An 18119-nucleotide genomic window follows, 5' to 3' on the forward strand; every position below is an offset into this window, starting at 1 on the left:
TCTTCTTGCAGCGCAGGGCGAAATGCGTCGGAAATCGGAATATACGCGACGAATCAATGAAATAGCAAATAAAACGTGATGATCTGACACCGATTATCAAATTGGTGCATTGCGGCTAATTTTTATTGGTGTCATATCGATTTTGGGGCAAAGAAAACGGCATTTCAGATGCCGTCTTCATACAGTCCCTTGATGTAAAACTCTTTCTTCCGATCTGAAGCAGCGCTAATGCGGGGCAGGTGTCACCTCGCGTCGCCTCACTGCGTATGCGGCGTCTCGCGCACCTTGCGAGGCCGGCCACGCGGCAGCGGCGACACACGCCGGTTCGCGGCTCGCGCCGCCCATTCGCGGTAGGTGTCGCTGCCCAGCACCCATCCTTTCAACGTAGCTTGCTGGAGCTGACTCGCCTCGCGCTCGTCGAGTGGCTGCTCGCACAGTTCGCGATAAGCGCGCTGTCGCTCGAACGGCGTGTTGCCGAGCGACCAATACAGAGGATGATCCGTGATCAAGCTGTCAAGAGTAAGGCCGATGTGATGACGATAGCTCGACCAGCGATAATCCTCGGCCGCATTCACCAGTTGCAAACGCACCGGACACATTTCGACGACCCGGCTCGCAAGCAGAAAGTAGCGCTCACCTTCGATCACCGTCGCCCGGTAACGGCCTTCCCACAAGGTGCCGCGACGCGCATAGCGCCGGTTGAAGTGCGCGACGTAGCGCCGCCCGACAGCCTGCATCGCCTTGGGCAGGCTCGACTCCTCGGTGGGCGTGACGAGCAGTTGCACGGCGCCCGGCATCAGGGCATAAGCGTGGATGGAGAGGTGATGGTCCCGGGAAGCCGCCTTCAGACAGTCGATGAAAAGCTCGTAGTCCTGGTCGTCGACGAAGGCGGGCTGCTGGTCGAGCCCGCGGAGGATGACGTGCTGCGGCTGGTCGGGGACATAAAGACGTGCAAGCCGTGCCATGCTGGAGTGTCCAATAGTCGCGTTGGTATATACCCGAAGGTCCGAAGAGCCGCATGGGCGCAAGGTTCGGCGCCATGCGGCCAAGCCAGAAACCACGCGGCGCTTAGGGAGAAAACTCTAACCGCCGCGTCTGGTTTGTTTCAAACGTTGTAGTCATAATGAGCGGGCCTTTTTTGGAGAGCACATATGAAATTAAAACAGGCCGTAACGGGGATGGCGGTGCTAGCCTGCATGAGTACGGCAGCGCACGCCCAATCGGCCGGCACCATTTACTTCACGACCGGCTGGTTCCATCTTGCGCCCCAATCGAGCAGCGACCCGCTGAGAGTGACCAGCATTGGCGGTAGCCCAACCAACATCACCGAACCCAACACCGGCGCCTCGCTGAGTTCGGCCGATACCATCGGTTTTACCGCCGGCTATTTTGTCACCGACCACATCGCAGCCGAGTTCGTCATTGGCGTCCCCCCTACTTTCGACCTGTACGGCACGGGCAGCTTCGAGCAGTTCGGCAAGCTCGGGCAGGCCAAACAGTGGAGCCCGACGCTGCTCTTCAAGTACTACTTCAACGCGCCGACCGCTTCGTTCCGCCCGTATCTCGGTGTCGGTGTGAGCCGCATCTGGTTCACCGACGAACACATTTCCAACAGCGCATTCGAAGCCAACGTTCTGCATGGTCCGACCAGTGTGTCGACGGATAGTTCGTGGGAACCCGTGTTTAATGCGGGCTTCACGTACGCCTTCAATCAACACTGGTTCGCCGGCGTGTCGATCTCATACCTGCCGCTCAGCACGACCGCAAAGCTCAGTTCGGCGTCGACGACGCCGGTCGGCACGCTGACCGTGCAATCGCAGACCAAGATCAAGCTGAACCCGATCGTCACTTACGTCAACGTCGGTTACCGTTTCTAACGCCTCGCGAGAGGGGTGGCTTGAATTAGGGTAGTCGAATTTCGCGCCTTGGGGAACGCCGTCATCGAGTCGATGACGGCGTTTTGATTTGGCGTCTCTGTTGCATCGGGATGGCCGCGCCATGCGACGTGAGCGTTTGTAAATTTGACGCGGATTCGGCTCGCCTGTGTGCAAAATCTGGCGACGATATGCGTCCACCCGTGCTGGCGCAAGCCGCGCGCGCGCAACGTTGCGGGCGATGCAGCGCTTGGCATCGAAGTTGCGTTTAGATGGCGTTTCCTGTGCTGCAGCGTAATACTGCGTCTGCGCATAGCGTGTCCGCGCGACGATGCGCGGGGCCTTTCAACTCATCGACGGAGCGACCATGACAGCACTTCCAAATACGCGAGACGCCCTCGGCGAATCCTGGACCAGCGCGAGTCGCCGCGCGCGGCGCATCGCTCGCCATAGCCGCCATGCGGCAGAAGATATCGCGGTCGAGTTGCGCACCCTGCTGTCGGAACTCGAATCGACGTTGACCGACGGCACGCAGGCCGATGCCGTGGCGCTGCGCGGCAAGCTGCGTAAACAGCTGGACGCCGCGCGCGAGCGGCTGAACGACACGCGTGACGCAATGCGCGACCGTGCGGGCGTCGCGATCTCGGACGCCGACCACTACGTGCATGAAAATCCTTGGCAGACGATTGCGATCGTCGGCGGACTTGCGCTGGTGGTGGGGGCGCTGCTGGCGTCCCGCTCGCGGTGACACGGGCCGGCGCGGCTTGACGGTGCTGGCAGGGGGGCTCGACGGCCGCATTCGATGCCGCGCGGCCGAACGTCACTCCTTGCCGCGCCTCGCACGCGGCTAACCGCTAGCGCCTAGTTTTCGTCGATTACGAACAGCCGCCGATACTCCTTCAGCGCGTAGCGATCGGTCATCCCCGCAATGTAATGCGCGATCAGACGCGGCTGGCGCGCCGCATCCGCGGACTGATAGTCCGGCGGCAGCAGCCTCGGGTCGTCGGTGAACGCGTCGAACAGGCCGACCACGACGCGGCGCGCCTTGTTGGCCATGCGCATCACGCGATAGTGCCGGTACATGTTCCTGAACAGAAAGCGCTTGAGCGCCGCGGCCTGCGCGGCGATCGCATCGCTGTGCGCGACGAGCGGGGGCGCCGCGCGCACATCGTCGAGTGACGCCGGCGCGTAGCGCGCGAGATTGGTCCGCGTCGTCTCGATCAGATCGACGATCAGCGTATTGATCACGCGCCGCACCGTCTCGTGAATCAGCCGACGCCCTTCGATCCGCGGATAGTCGCCACGCGCCGCCTCACAGTGCGTCTGCCAGAGTTCTACTTCGGCGAGTTGCTCGAGCGACAACAGGCCGGAGCGCAAACCGTCGTCGACGTCGTGATTGTTGTACGCGATTTCGTCGGCGACGTTGGCGATCTGCGCTTCGAGCGACGGCTGCCGTCCTTCGAGAAAACGCTCGCCCAACGCGCCGAGCCGGCGCGCGTTATCACGCGAGCAATGCTTGAGAATGCCCTCGCGCGTTTCGAAGCACAGGTTCAGGCCATTGAAAGCTCCGTAGTGCTCTTCCAGTTCGTCGACGACCGCAAGACTCTGCAGGTTGTGCTCAAAGCCGCCATGCTCGCGCATGCATTCGTTCAACGCATCCTGGCCGGCATGGCCGAACGGCGTATGGCCGAGATCGTGCGCGAGCGAAATCGCTTCGACGAGATCTTCGTTGACGCGCAGATTACGCGCGACCGAGCGCGCAATCTGCGCAACTTCGAGGCTATGAGTGAGGCGCGTGCGAAACAGGTCGCCCTCGTGATTGACGAATACCTGAGTCTTGTATTCGAGCCGCCGGAATGCGGTCGAGTGGACGATGCGGTCGCGGTCGCGCTGAAACTCGGTGCGCGCGCTCGGCGCGGATTCCGCATAGCGACGCCCGCGTGACTGGCTCGAATGCGCGGCGTACGGCGCGAGATGCACTTCGAGCGCCTGCTGGGTCGGCACGGCGACCGCGGGCGCGGCGACGGCGGGTGCGGCGGCAGCGGCATCCGGGGCGATGGCACCATTCCCGGCGGCTGCGCGCAAGCTCGGGTCATGCTGGATATCGTCGCTGCGCCTGTCAGTCACCGGGTTCTCCGAAACATGGGCGGCGCCGCGTGACGCAGGTGCGTGAAGCGTGGCTGCAGGGCCGTCGAGGATCTAGACGGCGGCGGCCAGCGTCGCATGCACGTCGGCGTCGGGCGCCCGGGTGATCAGTGTCTCACCGAAACGCTTCAGCAGAATGAACTTGATCGCGCCGGCTTCCGCTTTCTTGTCGATCTGCATCAGCTCGACGTAGCGGTCCGCGCCGAGCGCAGGTGCACGAGTTGGCAGACGCGCGGCAAGCACCACATCGACGAGCCGCTTGCGCGACGCTTCGTCGAGATGGCCGAGGCGCACGGACAGATCCGCGGCCATCACCATCCCACAGCCGACCGCCTCGCCGTGCAGCCACTCGCCGTAGCCGAGCCCAGCCTCGATCGCGTGGCCGAACGTGTGACCGAAGTTGAGGATCGCGCGCAGACCACCTTCGCGCTCGTCCTGCGCCACCACCGACGCCTTGATCTCGCATGAGCGCTTGACCGCCTCGGCCAACACCTTCGATTCACAGCGGTTCAAAGCCTCGATGTTGGCCTCGATCCAGGTGAAGAAACCGGCGTCGGCAATCGCGCCGGTCTTGATGACCTCGGCGTTGCCCGCCGCGAGTTCGCGTCCGGGCAACGTACGCAACGCGCCGATGTCAGCGATCACCGCCTGCGGCTGGTAGAACGCGCCGATCATGTTTTTGCCCAACGGATGATTGATGCCGGTCTTGCCGCCGACCGACGAATCCACCTGCGACAGCAACGTGGTCGGCACCTGGATGAACGGCACACCGCGCATGTAGCAGGCGGCGGCAAACCCGGTCATGTCGCCGATCACGCCTCCGCCGAGCGCGATCAGCGTAGTCTTGCGGTCGGCGCGCGAGCCGAGCAGCGCGTCGAAGATCAGGTTCAGCGTATGCAGATTCTTGTGCGCTTCGCCGTCCGGCAAAACGACCGTGGAGACCTGCTTGTTCAGCGGCGCGAGCGCCGCGCGCAGCTTGTCGCCGTAGAGGGGATCGACGGTGGTATTGGTGACGATCGTGACCGAGTTGCCGCCGATATGCGGCGCGAACAACTCGGTCTGGCCAATCAGGTCGGCACCGATATGGATGGGATAGGCGCGCTCGCCCAGTTCGACGTTGACGGTAATCATACGGTCCATTATGACGCAGGATGTTTGGCGACGCCGGCCATCTCGAGCTGCATGAGAACCATGTTGACGAGCCCGTTGACCGAGGGCCGGCCGGTTTCGATCACGAAGTGCGCGCATTCGCGGTACAGCGGGTCGCGCACTTCATAGAGCGCTTCGAGACGCGCCTTGGGGTCTTCCGTTTGCAGCAGCGGGCGATTCTTGTCCCGCCTCGTGCGCAGCCACAAGTCATGCGGGTTGGCGCGCAGATAGATCACGAGGCCGCGGCTTTTCAGCGCTTCGCGGTTTTCCGGCCGCAGCACGGCACCGCCGCCCGTCGCGAGCACGATATTGTCGCGCCCGGTCAGCTCGGAGATCACGCTCGCTTCGCGATCGCGAAAGCCCGCTTCGCCCTCCAGCTCGAAGATCACGGGAATGCGCGCGCCCGTGCGCGCCTCGATTTCATGATCGGAATCGAAGAACGGGCGCTCGAGACGGCGCGCAACCGCCCGACCCACAGTGGTTTTTCCTGCCCCCATGAGCCCTACGAAAAAAACATTGGCGTGTGCGTCCCGCGCTTGCAACGGTGTCCTCTGGCTAATCTGGTGTAGTTCGTGCCGCAGCTTACTGGCAAAGCGGCTGCCTTGTCGAGCCTGCGCGCCGCCGGGGAAGGGCGGCGCCATCTCGGCCCTATGCGCCCTAATTCTCTCGCACCACGCGCGGTGTGATGAAAACAGCCAGTTCGCTGCGCGTGTCGCGATGAGTCCGATGGCGGAACAACGCGCCCAGAACCGGTATTTTGCCGAGGATAGGCACGCGCTCGACGTCGTCCCGGTCGTCGGTCTCGTAAATTCCGCCGATCGACACCGTACCGCCATCCTCGACCTCGACGCGCGTTTGCACGTGCTTGGTGTTGATCGCGGGCCCGGCGTCGGTCTGCTCGCCGACGCTGTCCTTCGCGACGTCGAGGTCGAGCACCACGCGGCCATCTGGCATGATCTGCGGCTCGACCTCCAGTTTGAGCGTCGCGCGGCGAAACTGCACGCCCGATACGCCCTGCCCGACCTTCGCCTGATACGGCAGCTCGGTGCCCTGCTCGACGATCGCCTTCATCCGGTCCGCAGTGACGACTCGCGGGCTCGACACGATTTTCCCATGTCCCTCGGACTCGAGCGCCGACAGCTCGAGATTCAGCAGCCGCGTCGCGCGCGCCGCGAACAGCGTGAGGCCGGCGGTCGCGGCATCGAACCCGGAGATCGGACGGGCCGACAGATCGTACACGGAGCCGTCCACTCCTCCCGTCAGCCCCCTCGCCGTACCGTCCGCGCTCGTGCCAGCGAGCGACAGCCGTACGCCGAGATTGCGTGAAAAGCCCTGGTCGCCTTCGACGATCTGAGCCTCGATCAGCACCTGGCGGGTCGGACGATCGACGGAAGCGATCAGCGCCGCGATCTGCTCGAGCCGCCCCGCGAGATCGGTGACGAACAGCAGGTTGGTGCGCGGATCCGCAGTGACTGCGCCGCGTTTGGACAGCACGCGCTGGGTGCCGGAACCGGTCAGCAGACGCCGCACGTCCTCGGCGTGCGCGTAGTGCAGCTCGAACGTGCGACTCGCGAGCGGCTCGAGGTCCGCGGCGCGGGCGTGGGCTTCGAAGCGCTGACGTTCGCGCGCGGTGAGTTCGGCGGCAGGCGCAACCCAGATCACGTTGCCGTGGCGCTCCATCGCCAGATTGTTGACGTCGAGCAAGGTGTCGAACGCGGTGCGCCACGGCACCTTGTCGAGACGTATCGACACGGCGCCGCGCACTTTGTCGCTGGCGACGATGTTTAGGCCGGTGAACTCGGCGAAGGCTTTCAGGACCGCGCCGAGTTGCGCGCGCTGGAAGTTCAACGAGATCGGCTTGTTGCCCGCGGGAAGGCCCGAGTCGGCACTGGCCGACGCGTCGGCGAGGCGCCGCTGCGGCGGCAGCGGGACCGGCGGGCCTTCGAGACTGGGCGTGCCGGCGCTGTCGTCGCGAGCCGTGGCGCCGGGTTGCTTAGGCGACGGCGGCGGGATCGGGTCGCTCGCGACGTCGTCCGCGGAAGCGTCGGGCGCTGTCGCGGAATGCGGGGTCCCGGGCAGGGCGTCCGAATCCTGGGCCGCGTTTTGCGCAGAAACGTCGCCGAACGGATTCGCCGCTTGCCCGACGCTGCCGCCCGGCAGCGGCGCGATCTCGTGGGCGGGATTGGCCGAAGCGGGAAGGTCGTCGAGCGCCGCGTAAGTCGGCAACGGCGGCAGCAGCGGTGGCGTCGCTGCCTGCGCGAGCCCGGCGCCCAGCGTCGCAGCGACGTAGAGCCCGACACACAGCCCGAAGCCGACGCGGATCTCACGTCCGACACCCGACGTTGCCGTGCTCCATCGCTCGAGCGGGCGCATCATGACGCCTCCGTCAGCGTCAGCAGGCGCGTCGCGCCGCCATTCGCGAGCGTAATGCCGAGCGCGTCGAGCTGCGTAACCCGCTCGACGCCCAGTTGCTGCCCGGCCGCGACCGTCGTTGCGCCATCCGGCGTATCGATCAATGCGAGCCCGCGGGTGCGATCGCGCAGCAAGCCGACAAGCCGCAACTGCGACCCATCGCCCGGCTCGCCGCTCGTGGAGATTCGCGGTTTCGCAAACGGATCGAAGAATACGACATCTTCGTCGTCATCGTTGGCGGCCTCGTCGGCGTCAGGGCTCGCGTGGGCGCTCGTCAGCGCGATCTCGGGCGCCGGCCGCAGCGCGTCGTACACCTGCAGCGTCGCGGCCACCGCCAGCCCTTTGCCATCCTGCTTGACGGTCACGTCGCCGGGAACGATCAGCACCGGCAGTTGCGCGAGCCCATGGAAAAATGCCATCAGGTGAACGAAGTCCGTGCGCGCGGTGAGTTGCAGCGCGCGCATCCGCTCGACGCCCTCGCCGCTCGCCGTGCCCGGTTCCACCGCGAGCAACGCGACGCCGCTCTGCGTGGCCAGCTCGGAGACGATGCGTACGTCGTCGGCGGAATTCCACGGCACAGCGCTCGACGCCGTGGCCGGCATCGCCTCGGTTGCGCGGCGCAGCGACGGCAGCTGCGCGAGCGCGTGCCGCGCATCGGCGAGACGCTGCGTGCTCACGGCGAGCGCCGCGCGGCTCGCTACCAGTCCGGCGAGATCGGCCGCGGTCCAGCCGTACGCGCCGAGGCCGAACACGAGCACGGCAAGCGTCACCGCGACGAGCCAGCGACGGCGCCGGCTCCAGGCCTCGAACGGCGTACGCGCGCACTTGACCCAGCGCGAAAAACCGGCGGACACGTGCGCCGCGCCGCGCGGCTCGAAAAAAGTCGTGCTCATCGTGCTCCTCCCGGTCTTGCGGCCTTCAAGGCGCGCGTCGCTTGGGGCGGAGGATCGCCCCAGCGCAGGCGCGCATCGAATTCCACCGGTCCGCCAATCGCTGGTTCCGTCGACGGGCCGCCCTTCTGCTGCGGTCGATGCAGATCGCGCATCTCCGCGCCCTGCATCCCGTGAATCGCGCCGAGCCGCTTGAGCCATTCAGCCGACGCGAGATGGCCGCTCGAAGTCGCCAGCAGTTCGGTCTCGTACTCACGCTGGCGCAACTGCCGCAACACGACGCGATCGCCCGGCTCGAAGCTCAGCGCTTCGAGCAGATCGCGCAGATGCGCGAGCGGCGTCGCGAGGTCCGCTGCGCGCGCCGCGGCTTCGCGCTGCTCCTGCTCGGCCCGCGACAGCTTCGCGTGCTCCGCGAGCGGCGCGGCAAGCCGCGTCAGCGCCTGCCCGGCCGCCGCGCGCCGCGCATCGAGCCGCGCTGCGGCGAAGGTCTGCCAGCCCGCGACGAGCAACACCCCCGCGGCGCCGACGCAAGTCGCCACAGCCCAGTCGCGCATACAGCGGCGTCGCGCGAGTCGCGCATTGCGTTGCCGATACGGCAGCAGATTGAAGCCGCCGAGCCACCCCACAGTGGCTCGCAGATCACACCGATCCAGACTCGCGGCCGCGCCCGGGGAAAACGACAGACCGCGCATCATTCCAGCACCCCGCGTAACGCTAGCCCGAAAGCGACCGCGCCAGCCGGCTCGTGCAGCAACGCGTCGTCGAGCGGCCGCGCGTGGCTGCCCAGCAGCGTGCACTCGAACGGCAGCACCGAGCAGCCAAGCACGTCGCCCATATCGGCGAGCGAAAAGCCGACGCCGTCGAGCAGCCCGATTTCGCCGCCGATCAGCGCGCAGTCGAACTCCGGACCCCGCACGAGATCGCGCAACGCGTCGCCGAGATCGGCATGCTCGGGCGCCGGATAGCGCACCTCGCCGACGCTCGCGCCATCGACGACGCTCCAGCCGTACACGCCGTCCGTACCGACCCACACCGCCGCGTACGGCTCGTTCGGGTCGAGCTCGCGGCTGGCTGCGAAGCGCAGCGCGCGTAATGCCGCATGAGGCTCGCCATCGATCGCGGACAGCGAAATACCGGCGGTCGCCGCGCATTCGATCCGAGCTTCGAGATGCTGACGCGCGGTCGCGGCGATCTTCACCGAGCGCACCGGCGACGGTGTCTCGTCGACATACCAGTCGACCGCGAGCGCATGACGCTCGAGCCCGGCGATGCGCTCCGCCTCTCCCATCACCGCGGGTGCGAGTCCGGCGAGCGCGACGCCGCCGTCCTCTTCGTCGCAGTCGCTCTGCGCGGCGAGCCGCGCGAGCGGTACAGTGGTCGTCAGCGTGGCCGACGCGGGCACGGCCATCGCGCAGCGCAGCGCGTGCGTCGCGCATACCCGCGGCAAATCGGCGAACGCATCGCGCAACGCACGCCCGACGGCTTGCCGGTCGACGATCTCGGTGCCCGCCATTGCGCCGGCCGCGAGCGCCACCGTGCTCACATATTCGAGATGCAGCGCGCCCCGTGCGCGTTGACTCAGTACCACCAGACGCACGTTTTGCGAACCGACGTCGATGCCGGCGGCAAAACGCTGCCGGCCCTCCCGCACCGCCTGAAGCCATGAATTTTTATTGGCCATTACTCCCTCCCTCAGACTCACGCGACGAACCATTCGAACGCGAGTAACGAGGGATCATTGTCGGCAGACGCACGTCCTAGCGACATTCAGCCGAATGGCTAGCGCAGTTGCGAAGCCGCCCCGAGCGATATCAAAGCGACTACAGTTGGGACTACAGCGAAGTCGTTTCCGCGCCGCCCGGCGTGCGCTGATTGCACGTCATTCGTAAGCTTGTCGAAAGCAGGAAAACCCTGGCGGCTATAATCGCGGGACTGTTTTTCCGGTACTCCTATGCAAGCCACGTCTGCTACGTCCCCGCCGCCCGCGCCGAAAAAGCGCAAACGCCCGTTGTGGCTGAAGCTCATCCTCGGCTTTGTCGGGTTGATCGTCGCGGGCATCGTTTGCGTGGCGCTGCTGCTCGGCTATGCGCTCGTCGTCGCGACGCCGAACCTGCCGTCGCTCGACGCATTGACCGACTATCAGCCCAAGGTGCCGCTGCGAATCTACACGGCCGACCATGTGCTGATCGGCGAATTCGGCGAGGAGCGGCGCGACATCGTGCACATCCAGGACGTGCCCGACAGCCTGAAGAAAGCGATCCTCGCGATCGAGGACGCGCGCTTCTATGAGCACGGTGGCGTCGATCTCACCGGCATCGCGCGAGCCGGCTTCGTCGCGCTGACGAACGGGCATGCGACGCAAGGCGCGAGCACGATCACGATGCAGGTCGCGCGCAACTTCTTTCTGTCCAGCGAGAAGACCTACACGCGCAAGATCTACGAGATGCTGCTCGCGTACAAGATCGAATCGAAGCTGAGCAAAGATCAGATTCTCGAGGTGTACATGAATCAGATCTATCTCGGTCAGCGCGCGTACGGTTTCGCGAGCGCGGCGCGCGTGTACTTCGGCAAGGATCTGAAGGACCTGACGCTCGCCGAATCGGCGATGCTCGCCGGTCTGCCGAAGGCGCCATCCGCGTATAACCCGGTCGTCAATCCAAGGCGCGCGAAGGTGCGTCAGGAGTACATCCTGCAGCGCATGTACGAGTTGCACTACATCACCCAGGAGCAGTACGACGACGCGAGCCGGCAGCGACTCGTCGTGAAAGGCATGGGCAAGGAATACAGCGTGCACGCCGAATACGTCGCGGAAATGGTGCGGCAGATGATGTACGCACAGTATCGCGAAGAGGCGTACACGCGAGGACTGAACGTCGTGACCACCATCGATTCGGCCGATCAGGACGTCGCGTATCACGCGGTACGCAAAGGCCTGATGGACTACGAGCGCCGCCGCGGCTATCGCGGCCCGGAGGCGTTCATCGATCTGCCGGCCGACGCGGACGAGCGAGAACAGGCCATCGACGACGCGCTGCTCGAGCATCCCGATAACGGCGAAATCATCGCGGCCGTCGTCACGGCGGCGAGCCCGAAGCAGGTGCAAGCGGCGTTCATCGACGGCAATGTCGCGACGATCGACGGCGACGGCCTGCGCTATGCGCAGTTCGCGCTCGGCCCGCGCGCTCAGCCGAATCAGCGCATCCGGCCCGGCGCAATCGTCCGGCTCGTAAAGAACGACGACGGCGACTGGTCGATCACGCAATTGCCGCAGGTGGAAGGCGCATTCATCTCGGTGGTGCCGCAGGACGGCGCGATCCGCTCGCTGGTCGGCGGCTTCGACTTCAACAAGAACAAGTTCAATCATGTGACGCAGGCTTGGCGTCAGCCGGGCTCGAGCTTCAAGCCGTTCATCTATTCGGCGTCGCTCGAAAAGGGCCTCGGGCCCGCCACGATCATCAACGACGCGCCGCTCTTTTTCAGCGCGGCGGAAACCGGCGGCCAGGCATGGGAGCCGAAAAACTACGGCGGCGGTTTCGACGGTCCGATGACGATGCGCACCGCGCTGCAGAAATCGAAGAATCTCGTGTCGATCCGCATCCTGAACCAGATCGGCCCGAAGTACGCGCAGCAATACATCACGCGCTTCGGCTTCGACGCGGACCGCCACCCCGCCTATCTGCCGATGGCGCTCGGCGCGGGCCTCGTGACGCCGCTGCAAATGGCCGGCGCGTTCTCGGTGTTCGCCAACGGCGGCTACCGGATCAATCCGTATCTGATCGCCGAAGTCACCGATCAGCGCGGCATCGTCGTCGCGCACGCGCAGCCGCTCGTGGCCGGGCAAAGCGCGCCGTTCGCGATCCAACCGCGCAATGCCTACGTGATGAACAGCTTGCTTCAAAGCGTCGCGCAGCACGGCACCGGGGCGAAGAGCAACGTGCTCAAGCGCACCGATCTCGCGGGCAAGACCGGCACGACCAACGATTCCCGCGACGCGTGGTTCGCCGGCTATCAGCACACGCTCACCGCGATCGCGTGGATCGGCTACGACAACCCGCGCAGCCTCGGCGACAAGGAAACCGGCGGAGGCCTGGCGCTGCCGATATGGATCGAGTACATGGGACGCGCGCTGAAGGGTGTGCCCGAGTACAAGATGGCACGCCCCGACGACGTCAGCGAAATCGGCTCGGAGCTTTATTTCGACGACTTCACGCCGGGCCACGGTTTCATCGCGACGGTCGGCGTCAATCAGGCGACACTCGACGCCGAGGCGAGCGCCGCAGCCGCGGCGCCGGAGCAGGTCGGCGAGCAGGAAAAGCAGGACATCATGAATCTGTTCCGCGGGCACTGAGGCCGCGTCGACGTCCCGTAGAAAGAAAAAACCGCCGCGTTCGATACGCGGCGGTTCTGTTTTGACAGCGCTTCGCGCTTATTGCGCGGCGATCCGCACCGGCTCGCCCGCCTGCTCCGTCGCATACTGCGACAGCGCCGCGAAAAACTCTGAGCCGCTGCGCGTGTCGCGCCATTCTCCGTCGACGAAACGGAAGTGGAAGCCACCGGCTTTGGCGGCGATCCAGATCTCGCTCATCGGCGGCTGAAGGTTGACAATGATCTTCGTGCGGTTCTCGAATTCGAGCGTCAGAACGTTGCCGCTGCGCTCGAGTTCGATGTCGGCGTCGGTGTCGTCGAGCGCGCTCTCGATGGCGGCCAGCACGGCTTCCGCACGGGTCAGGTAATCACTATCGGACATGCTAAACTCCATCGATTATTCATTCAGGGACAGTCATGCGAGTCGTAACTCGGATGCGCGCGGCAGCGTCCGGCCGCGCGATTGTAGCGGTTTTAACCATTCTCGCAGGTTGCGCGCTCACCGGCTGCGGCCAACGCGGCTCGCTCTATCTGCCGACCGTACCGCCGATGCCTGCCCCGCCGGCTCATCGCACGCAAACGCCGTCGACCGATCAAACGCAACCGGCTAGCGGTAACGCGGCCGACATGGGTTCGATCCCCGACACCTCGGGCACGCCGCTGACGCTCGCTCCCGAAAGCCAGCTCACCACGCCGCCCGCTTCGGCGGCATCGGCTCCCGCAGTGCCGCTGCCCGCCTCCGCCGTCCCTTCTGATCAATAAGACTTTCGCATGACTCGATCCGCATTTGACTACGTCGACGGCGTATTGCACGCCGAAGGCGTGTCCGCCGTTTCCCTCGCCGAGCAGTTCGGCACGCCGCTCTACGTCTATTCGCGCGCCGCGCTGAGCGCTGCGTGGAACGCCTATGCGGGCGCCTGCGCCGGGCGTCGCGCGAGCGTGCACGTGGCCGTCAAGGCCAACAGCAATCTCGCGGTGCTGAACGTGTTCGCGCGCCTCGGCGCGGGCTTCGACATCGTGTCGGGCGGCGAGCTCGCGCGCGTGCTCGCGGCTGGCGGCAAAGCGGAAAACACCGTGTTCTCGGGCGTCGGCAAGCAGGCGAGCGAAATGCGCGACGCGCTCGCGGCCGGCGTCAAATGCTTCAACGTCGAATCGATTCCCGAGCTCGACCGGCTCAACGCGGTGGCGGGCGAGATGGGCAAGAAGGCGCCGGTGTCGCTTCGGGTGAATCCCGACGTCGACGCGAAAACGCATCCGTACATTTCCACCGGCCTGAAGACGAACAAGTTCGGCGTCGCGTTCGAAGATGCGCGCGCCACCTACCGGGCGGCCGCGGCGATGACGCATCTCGAGGTGGTTGGCATCGACTGCCATATCGGCTCGCAGATCACCGAAGTCGCGCCCTATCTCGACGCGATCGACAAGATGCTGGAACTCGTCGAGCAGATCGAGCGGGACGGGGTGACGATTCGCCATATCGATGTCGGCGGCGGTCTCGGCATCACCTACGACGACGAAACGCCGCCGGAAATCGGCGAGTTCGTGCGCACGGTGCTCGATCGCATCGAAGCGCGCGGCCACGGTCACCGCGAAGTCTATTTCGAGCCGGGCCGCTCGCTGGTCGGCAATGCGGGCGTGCTGCTCACACGTGTCGAGTTTCTGAAGCCCGGCGAGGACAAGAACTTCGCGATCGTCGACGCGGCGATGACCGAACTCGCGCGCCCCGCGATGTACGACGCGTATCACGCGATCGAGCCGGTCGTGAAGCGCGATGTACCCGCGCACGTGTATGACGTGGTCGGCCCAGTCTGCGAAAGCGGTGACTGGCTAGGCCGCGAACGGCTGCTCGCAGTCGAACCCGGTGATCTGCTCGCGATCCGCTCGGCCGGCGCGTACGGCTTCGTGATGAGCTCGAACTACAACACGCGTGCGCGCGCCGCCGAGGTGATGGTGGATGCTACACAGGCGCATGTGGTTCGCGCGCGCGAAGAGGTCAAGCAGCTGTTTGCGGGTGAGACGATTCTGCCGGCGTAAGCGTCGGAACCGGTGGCAGAACCAACGGTATAAAGCGCAGCAGCGAAAATGGCGATGCCAGGGTGGCATCGCCATTTTTCCTTGATGCGGCGTGCGCGACGCGAAAGCCTTTCGCCATCACCGTCCGCGCGTTCTGATACTTCGCTCAAGTATCCGCACCACCACGCGCCACCCCAGCAAAGCGATCATCACTGCACCGTAAATCTTCGGCAGCAGCAAATCGTGCTTGCCCGCCTTCATCCACCAGAAATGCAGGATCGCCAGCGCGCCGATCACATAGATCGCGCGATGCAGCGTCTGCCAGCGACGCCCGAGCCGACGCACCATCGCGCGCGGCGAAGTGACGGCAAGCGCGATCAGCAGCACGAACGCGGCGAAACCCACCGTGATGAACGGCCGCTTGCCGATATCCTTCAGAATCTCCGCGACATCGAACCACTTGTCGAACCACAGGTAGGTGGTGAAATGCAGCGTCGCATAGAAGAATGTGTAGAGCCCGAGCATGCGCCGGAAACGCATGAACGCGGCGACGCCGGTCAGACGGCGCAACGGCGTCACGGCTAATGTGAAGCACAGGAACACGAGCGTCCACAGGCCCGTCGAGCGTGTGATGAATTCGATCGGATTCGCGCCGAGCCGGTCGGTCACGCCGAACAGCACGAGGCGCGCGAGCGGATACAGCGCCGCGATGAACACCACGACTTTCGCCGGTACGACCCAGCGCGCGCCGGCCGCGGCACGTCGCTTCGCCGGCGACATCGGCGCCGTGGGCCGCGTCACAGGCTGGTTGCGGGTCACAGTTTGCGTATCGGATGCCATCGCGCCCGCCTCAGAAGTTCTTCTTCAGGTCCATGCCCTGATAGAGCGACGCGACCTGATCGCCGTAACCGTTGAACATCAGGGTCTTACGTTTCGGCGTGAAAAAACCGTCTTCGCCGATGCGCCGTTCAGTGGCCTGACTCCAGCGCGGATGATCGACATTCGGATTCACGTTGGAATAGAAGCCATATTCGTTCGAAGCGTACGTGTTCCAGCTCGTCGGCGGCTGCTTCTCGACGAAGCGGATTTTCACCAGCGACTTCGCGCTCTTGAAGCCGTACTTCCACGGCACCACGACGCGCACCGGCGCGCCGTTCTGATTCGGCAGCACCTGGCCGTAGAGACCCATCGTCAGCAGCGTCAGCGGATGCATCGCTTCGTCCATCCGCAGTCCTTCGGAGTAGGGCCACTCGAGTATCGGCGCCGACAGTCCCGGCATCTGCGACGGATCGGCGAGCGTGAGGAACTGCACGTACTTCGCATTGCCGGTCGGCTCGACGCGTTTGATCAGTTCCGACAGCGAGACGCCGATCCACGGAACCACGATCGACCAACCTTCGACGCAGCGATGCCGGTACACACGCTCCTCGAGCGGCGCGAGCTTCAGCAGATCGTCGATGTCGTAGACCTTCGGATTCTTGATCTCGCCCTCGACGCTCACCTTCCACGGATGCGGCCGCAACGTGCCCGCGTGCTGCGCGGGATCGGATTTGTCGGTGCCGAACTCGTAGAAATTGTTGTAAGTGGTGATGTCCTTGTACGGCGTGATCTTGTCGAGCGCGACGAACCTGGTGTTGGTTTTCGCCGCGAGCTTCTGCGCCTTCGGATCGGGCGACGAATATGTCGCGAGCGCCTCGCCGCTCACCCCGATCAGGCCGCCGAGCGCCATCGCGCCCGCTGCCTGCAGGATGCGTCGCCGGTTCTCGAACACGTGCCGTGGCGTGATCTCGCTACGCGCGATGTCATCGCCGGTCAGTTCAATTCTGTCGCTTCTCTTGATCCACATCATGCTGCTCCTTGCCGGCCCGCCGCGTCGCGCGCGTTGCGAAGCCATATTGATGATCGCCCGTTTGGGGGCGTCTGTCATCCATGGGTCCTTGCTCGGGTGCTTGACTAGCGAACACCGGAGCGCAACGAATATTCCGTCAGCCATAAAAAAACCGCCGGTGCGAAAGCACGCGGCGGTTCTTAGTCGGTTCAGCGCGGCGGATCTTACAGCTTGCCGTAGCTATGCAAGCCCGACAGGAACATGTTGACGCCGAGGAATGCAAAAGTCGTGACCAGCAGGCCGGTCAAGGCCCACCATGCGGCGAGTTCGCCGCGCAGGCCCTTCATCAGACGCATGTGCAGCCAGGCCGCGTAATTCAGCCACACGATCAGCGCCCACGTCTCCTTCGGATCCCAGCTCCAGTAGCCGCCCCACGCTTCGGCGGCCCACAGCGCGCCGAGAATTGTCGCGATCGTGAAGAACGCGAAGCCGACCGCGATCGACTTGTACATCACGTCGTCCAGCACCTCGAGCGCCGGCAGACGATCCGCGAGCACGCCGCGCTCCTTCGCCAGGTACGCGACGCCGACCATCGCGGACAGCGCGAAGCTGCCATAGCCGATGAAGTTCGCCGGCACGTGGATCTTCATCCACCAGCTTTGCAAAGCCGGCACGAGCGGCTGGATCTGCTGCGCGTCGCGCGCGACCGAGTACCACATCAGGAAGCCGACGGCCGCGCTGATCACGAGCAGCACGAAGGCGCCGAGCGCGCGCGTGTTGTAGTGCTGCTCGTAGTACAGATAGAACAGCGCGGTGATCAGGCTGAACAGCACGAACACTTCATACAGATTCGAAATCGGAATATGGCCGACATCGGCGCCGATCAGGTACGACTCGTACCAGCGCACCATCATGCCGACGAAGCCCAGCAGCACCGCCGCCCACGCCATCTTCGAGCCGATCGCGGCGCCGGTCGGCGAGCGCGACAGCAGCGCGATCCAGTAGAACACGGTCGCGAATACGAACAGCGCGCTCATCCACAGGATTGCAGACTGGCTCGACAGGAAATACTTGAGGAAAAACGCGTTGTCGGCGCGGCTCAGATCGCCGTGGTAGATCTGGATCGCAAGCAGCGACAGCGCGGCAATGCCCACCATCAGGGGACGCACCGGCTTCCAGCGCCAACCGAGCACCACGAAAACCGGCACCGAGCACACCAGCACCAGTTTGTCGTAGTAGTTCATGAACGGGTAATAGCGCGACAGCGCGAACCCTGCGCCCCCGACGAGCGCGAGCGCGAACAACCAGTCGGCGATACCCAGCCGTTTCAGGAACGGCCGTTCGTCGTAGTGCGGGAGTTCGGGCGTGCTGCTCGCAAACGCCTTGTCGGCGCGCGAAGCAGACGAAGAAGAGGAGGAGGAAACCTGAGTCAAGTCCATGATC

The 18119-nt window shown here is 64.8% G+C and carries 17 protein-coding genes; 5 read left to right on the plus strand and 12 right to left on the minus strand.

The genetic code is table 11. The features are described from left to right. Positions 1 to 257 precede the first annotated feature (257 nt). Positions 258 to 965 carry a transposase gene (locus tag OKW43_RS11865; RefSeq protein ID WP_013090727.1) on the minus strand — a complete coding sequence of 236 codons (708 nt, stop codon included), beginning with the start codon at positions 963 to 965 and terminating at the stop codon, positions 258 to 260. Positions 966 to 1151: 186 nt separating this feature from the next. On the opposite strand from OKW43_RS11865, the gene OKW43_RS11870 reads away from it, so the two are divergent. After that, complete coding sequence (locus OKW43_RS11870) at positions 1152 to 1877, plus strand: OmpW/AlkL family protein (protein ID WP_187636089.1); 726 nt, start codon at positions 1152 to 1154, stop codon at positions 1875 to 1877. A gap of 364 nt (positions 1878 to 2241) precedes the next feature. Next, on the plus strand, positions 2242 to 2622 hold the full coding sequence (locus OKW43_RS11875; RefSeq protein ID WP_187636128.1) for a DUF883 family protein: 381 nt from the start codon (positions 2242 to 2244) through the stop codon (positions 2620 to 2622). 113 nt (positions 2623 to 2735) lie between these two features. Here OKW43_RS11875 and OKW43_RS11880 read toward each other — a convergent pair whose 3' ends face one another. The 7 genes from OKW43_RS11880 to pilM all read right to left on the minus strand — a co-directional run bounded on the left by OKW43_RS11880 (position 2736) and on the right by pilM (position 10151). Continuing rightward, the gene (locus OKW43_RS11880) at positions 2736 to 3959 is read right to left on the minus strand and encodes a deoxyguanosinetriphosphate triphosphohydrolase (RefSeq protein WP_187636129.1); all 1224 of its coding nucleotides are present in this window, start codon (positions 3957 to 3959) and stop codon (positions 2736 to 2738) included. Between the two features lie 114 nt (positions 3960 to 4073). Next, positions 4074 to 5159: a 3-dehydroquinate synthase gene (gene aroB, locus OKW43_RS11885; RefSeq protein ID WP_429447546.1), complete on the minus strand. Its 1086-nt coding sequence runs from the start codon at positions 5157 to 5159 to the stop codon at positions 4074 to 4076. Continuing rightward, the gene (locus OKW43_RS11890) at positions 5159 to 5710 is read right to left on the minus strand and encodes a shikimate kinase (protein ID WP_090802131.1); all 552 of its coding nucleotides are present in this window, start codon (positions 5708 to 5710) and stop codon (positions 5159 to 5161) included. Before OKW43_RS11890 ends, aroB begins: the two co-directional genes overlap by 1 nt. Before the next feature lie 115 nt (positions 5711 to 5825). Beyond that, positions 5826 to 7544: a type IV pilus secretin PilQ gene (locus OKW43_RS11895; protein ID WP_429447548.1), complete on the minus strand. Its 1719-nt coding sequence runs from the start codon at positions 7542 to 7544 to the stop codon at positions 5826 to 5828. Beyond that, positions 7541 to 8473: a hypothetical protein gene (locus OKW43_RS11900; RefSeq protein WP_187636092.1), complete on the minus strand. Its 933-nt coding sequence runs from the start codon at positions 8471 to 8473 to the stop codon at positions 7541 to 7543. Before OKW43_RS11900 ends, OKW43_RS11895 begins: the two co-directional genes overlap by 4 nt. After that, positions 8470 to 9165 (minus strand): fimbrial assembly protein, encoded by a 696-nt coding sequence (locus tag OKW43_RS11905; protein ID WP_187636093.1) that lies wholly within the window; start codon positions 9163 to 9165, stop codon positions 8470 to 8472. Before OKW43_RS11905 ends, OKW43_RS11900 begins: the two co-directional genes overlap by 4 nt. Further along, positions 9162 to 10151, minus strand: a complete 990-nt coding sequence (gene pilM, locus OKW43_RS11910; RefSeq protein ID WP_429447551.1) for a pilus assembly protein PilM — start codon at positions 10149 to 10151, stop codon at positions 9162 to 9164. Before pilM ends, OKW43_RS11905 begins: the two co-directional genes overlap by 4 nt. 270 nt (positions 10152 to 10421) lie before the next feature. On the opposite strand from pilM, the gene OKW43_RS11915 reads away from it, so the two are divergent. After that, positions 10422 to 12818: a penicillin-binding protein 1A gene (locus OKW43_RS11915; protein ID WP_429447553.1), complete on the plus strand. Its 2397-nt coding sequence runs from the start codon at positions 10422 to 10424 to the stop codon at positions 12816 to 12818. Between the two features lie 78 nt (positions 12819 to 12896). On the opposite strand, the gene cyaY is transcribed toward OKW43_RS11915, so the two are convergent. Next, positions 12897 to 13217, minus strand: a complete 321-nt coding sequence (gene cyaY / locus OKW43_RS11920) for an iron donor protein CyaY (RefSeq protein ID WP_187636096.1) — start codon at positions 13215 to 13217, stop codon at positions 12897 to 12899. Positions 13218 to 13252: 35 nt separating this feature from the next. On the opposite strand from cyaY, the gene lptM reads away from it, so the two are divergent. Both lptM and lysA read left to right on the plus strand, forming a co-directional pair. Continuing rightward, entirely contained in the window at positions 13253 to 13597 is a 345-nt protein-coding gene (gene lptM / locus OKW43_RS11925; RefSeq protein WP_187636097.1) for an LPS translocon maturation chaperone LptM, read from the plus strand. Positions 13598 to 13606: 9 nt separating this feature from the next. Next, complete coding sequence (gene lysA / locus OKW43_RS11930) at positions 13607 to 14869, plus strand: diaminopimelate decarboxylase (protein WP_429447556.1); 1263 nt, start codon at positions 13607 to 13609, stop codon at positions 14867 to 14869. A 117-nt stretch (positions 14870 to 14986) separates the two neighbouring features. Here the strand turns inward: lysA and msrQ are convergent, their stop codons facing one another. The 3 genes from msrQ to ccsB form a co-directional block, all read right to left on the minus strand. Then, complete coding sequence (gene msrQ / locus OKW43_RS11935) at positions 14987 to 15688, minus strand: protein-methionine-sulfoxide reductase heme-binding subunit MsrQ (protein ID WP_429447558.1); 702 nt, start codon at positions 15686 to 15688, stop codon at positions 14987 to 14989. Positions 15689 to 15698: 10 nt separating this feature from the next. After that, the gene (gene msrP, locus OKW43_RS11940; protein ID WP_187636130.1) at positions 15699 to 16694 is read right to left on the minus strand and encodes a protein-methionine-sulfoxide reductase catalytic subunit MsrP; all 996 of its coding nucleotides are present in this window, start codon (positions 16692 to 16694) and stop codon (positions 15699 to 15701) included. Between the two features lie 206 nt (positions 16695 to 16900). After that, positions 16901 to 18115 (minus strand): c-type cytochrome biogenesis protein CcsB, encoded by a 1215-nt coding sequence (gene ccsB, locus OKW43_RS11945; RefSeq protein WP_187636100.1) that lies wholly within the window; start codon positions 18113 to 18115, stop codon positions 16901 to 16903. Positions 18116 to 18119 lie beyond the last annotated feature (4 nt).

Origin of the sequence: Paraburkholderia sp. WC7.3g (assembly GCF_050436345.1) — a bacterium.
GTDB lineage: Bacteria > Pseudomonadota > Gammaproteobacteria > Burkholderiales > Burkholderiaceae > Paraburkholderia > Paraburkholderia podalyriae.

Coding starts and splice junctions, on each gene's coding strand:
- OKW43_RS11905 (WP_187636093.1), bottom strand. CDS start 9,165: ATGATGCGCGGTCTGTCGTTTTCCCCGGGCGCGGCCGCGAGTCTGGAT.
- ccsB (WP_187636100.1), bottom strand. CDS start 18,115: ATGGACTTGACTCAGGTTTCCTCCTCCTCTTCTTCGTCTGCTTCGCGC.
- cyaY (WP_187636096.1), bottom strand. CDS start 13,217: ATGTCCGATAGTGATTACCTGACCCGTGCGGAAGCCGTGCTGGCCGCC.
- OKW43_RS11900 (WP_187636092.1), bottom strand. CDS start 8,473: ATGAGCACGACTTTTTTCGAGCCGCGCGGCGCGGCGCACGTGTCCGCC.
- aroB (WP_429447546.1), bottom strand. CDS start 5,159: ATGGACCGTATGATTACCGTCAACGTCGAACTGGGCGAGCGCGCCTAT.
- msrP (WP_187636130.1), bottom strand. CDS start 16,694: ATGTGGATCAAGAGAAGCGACAGAATTGAACTGACCGGCGATGACATC.
- OKW43_RS11870 (WP_187636089.1), top strand. CDS start 1,152: ATGAAATTAAAACAGGCCGTAACGGGGATGGCGGTGCTAGCCTGCATG.
- OKW43_RS11915 (WP_429447553.1), top strand. CDS start 10,422: ATGCAAGCCACGTCTGCTACGTCCCCGCCGCCCGCGCCGAAAAAGCGC.
- OKW43_RS11865 (WP_013090727.1), bottom strand. CDS start 965: ATGGCACGGCTTGCACGTCTTTATGTCCCCGACCAGCCGCAGCACGTC.
- OKW43_RS11895 (WP_429447548.1), bottom strand. CDS start 7,544: ATGATGCGCCCGCTCGAGCGATGGAGCACGGCAACGTCGGGTGTCGGA.
- msrQ (WP_429447558.1), bottom strand. CDS start 15,688: ATGGCATCCGATACGCAAACTGTGACCCGCAACCAGCCTGTGACGCGG.
- lysA (WP_429447556.1), top strand. CDS start 13,607: ATGACTCGATCCGCATTTGACTACGTCGACGGCGTATTGCACGCCGAA.
- pilM (WP_429447551.1), bottom strand. CDS start 10,151: ATGGCCAATAAAAATTCATGGCTTCAGGCGGTGCGGGAGGGCCGGCAG.
- OKW43_RS11875 (WP_187636128.1), top strand. CDS start 2,242: ATGACAGCACTTCCAAATACGCGAGACGCCCTCGGCGAATCCTGGACC.
- lptM (WP_187636097.1), top strand. CDS start 13,253: ATGCGAGTCGTAACTCGGATGCGCGCGGCAGCGTCCGGCCGCGCGATT.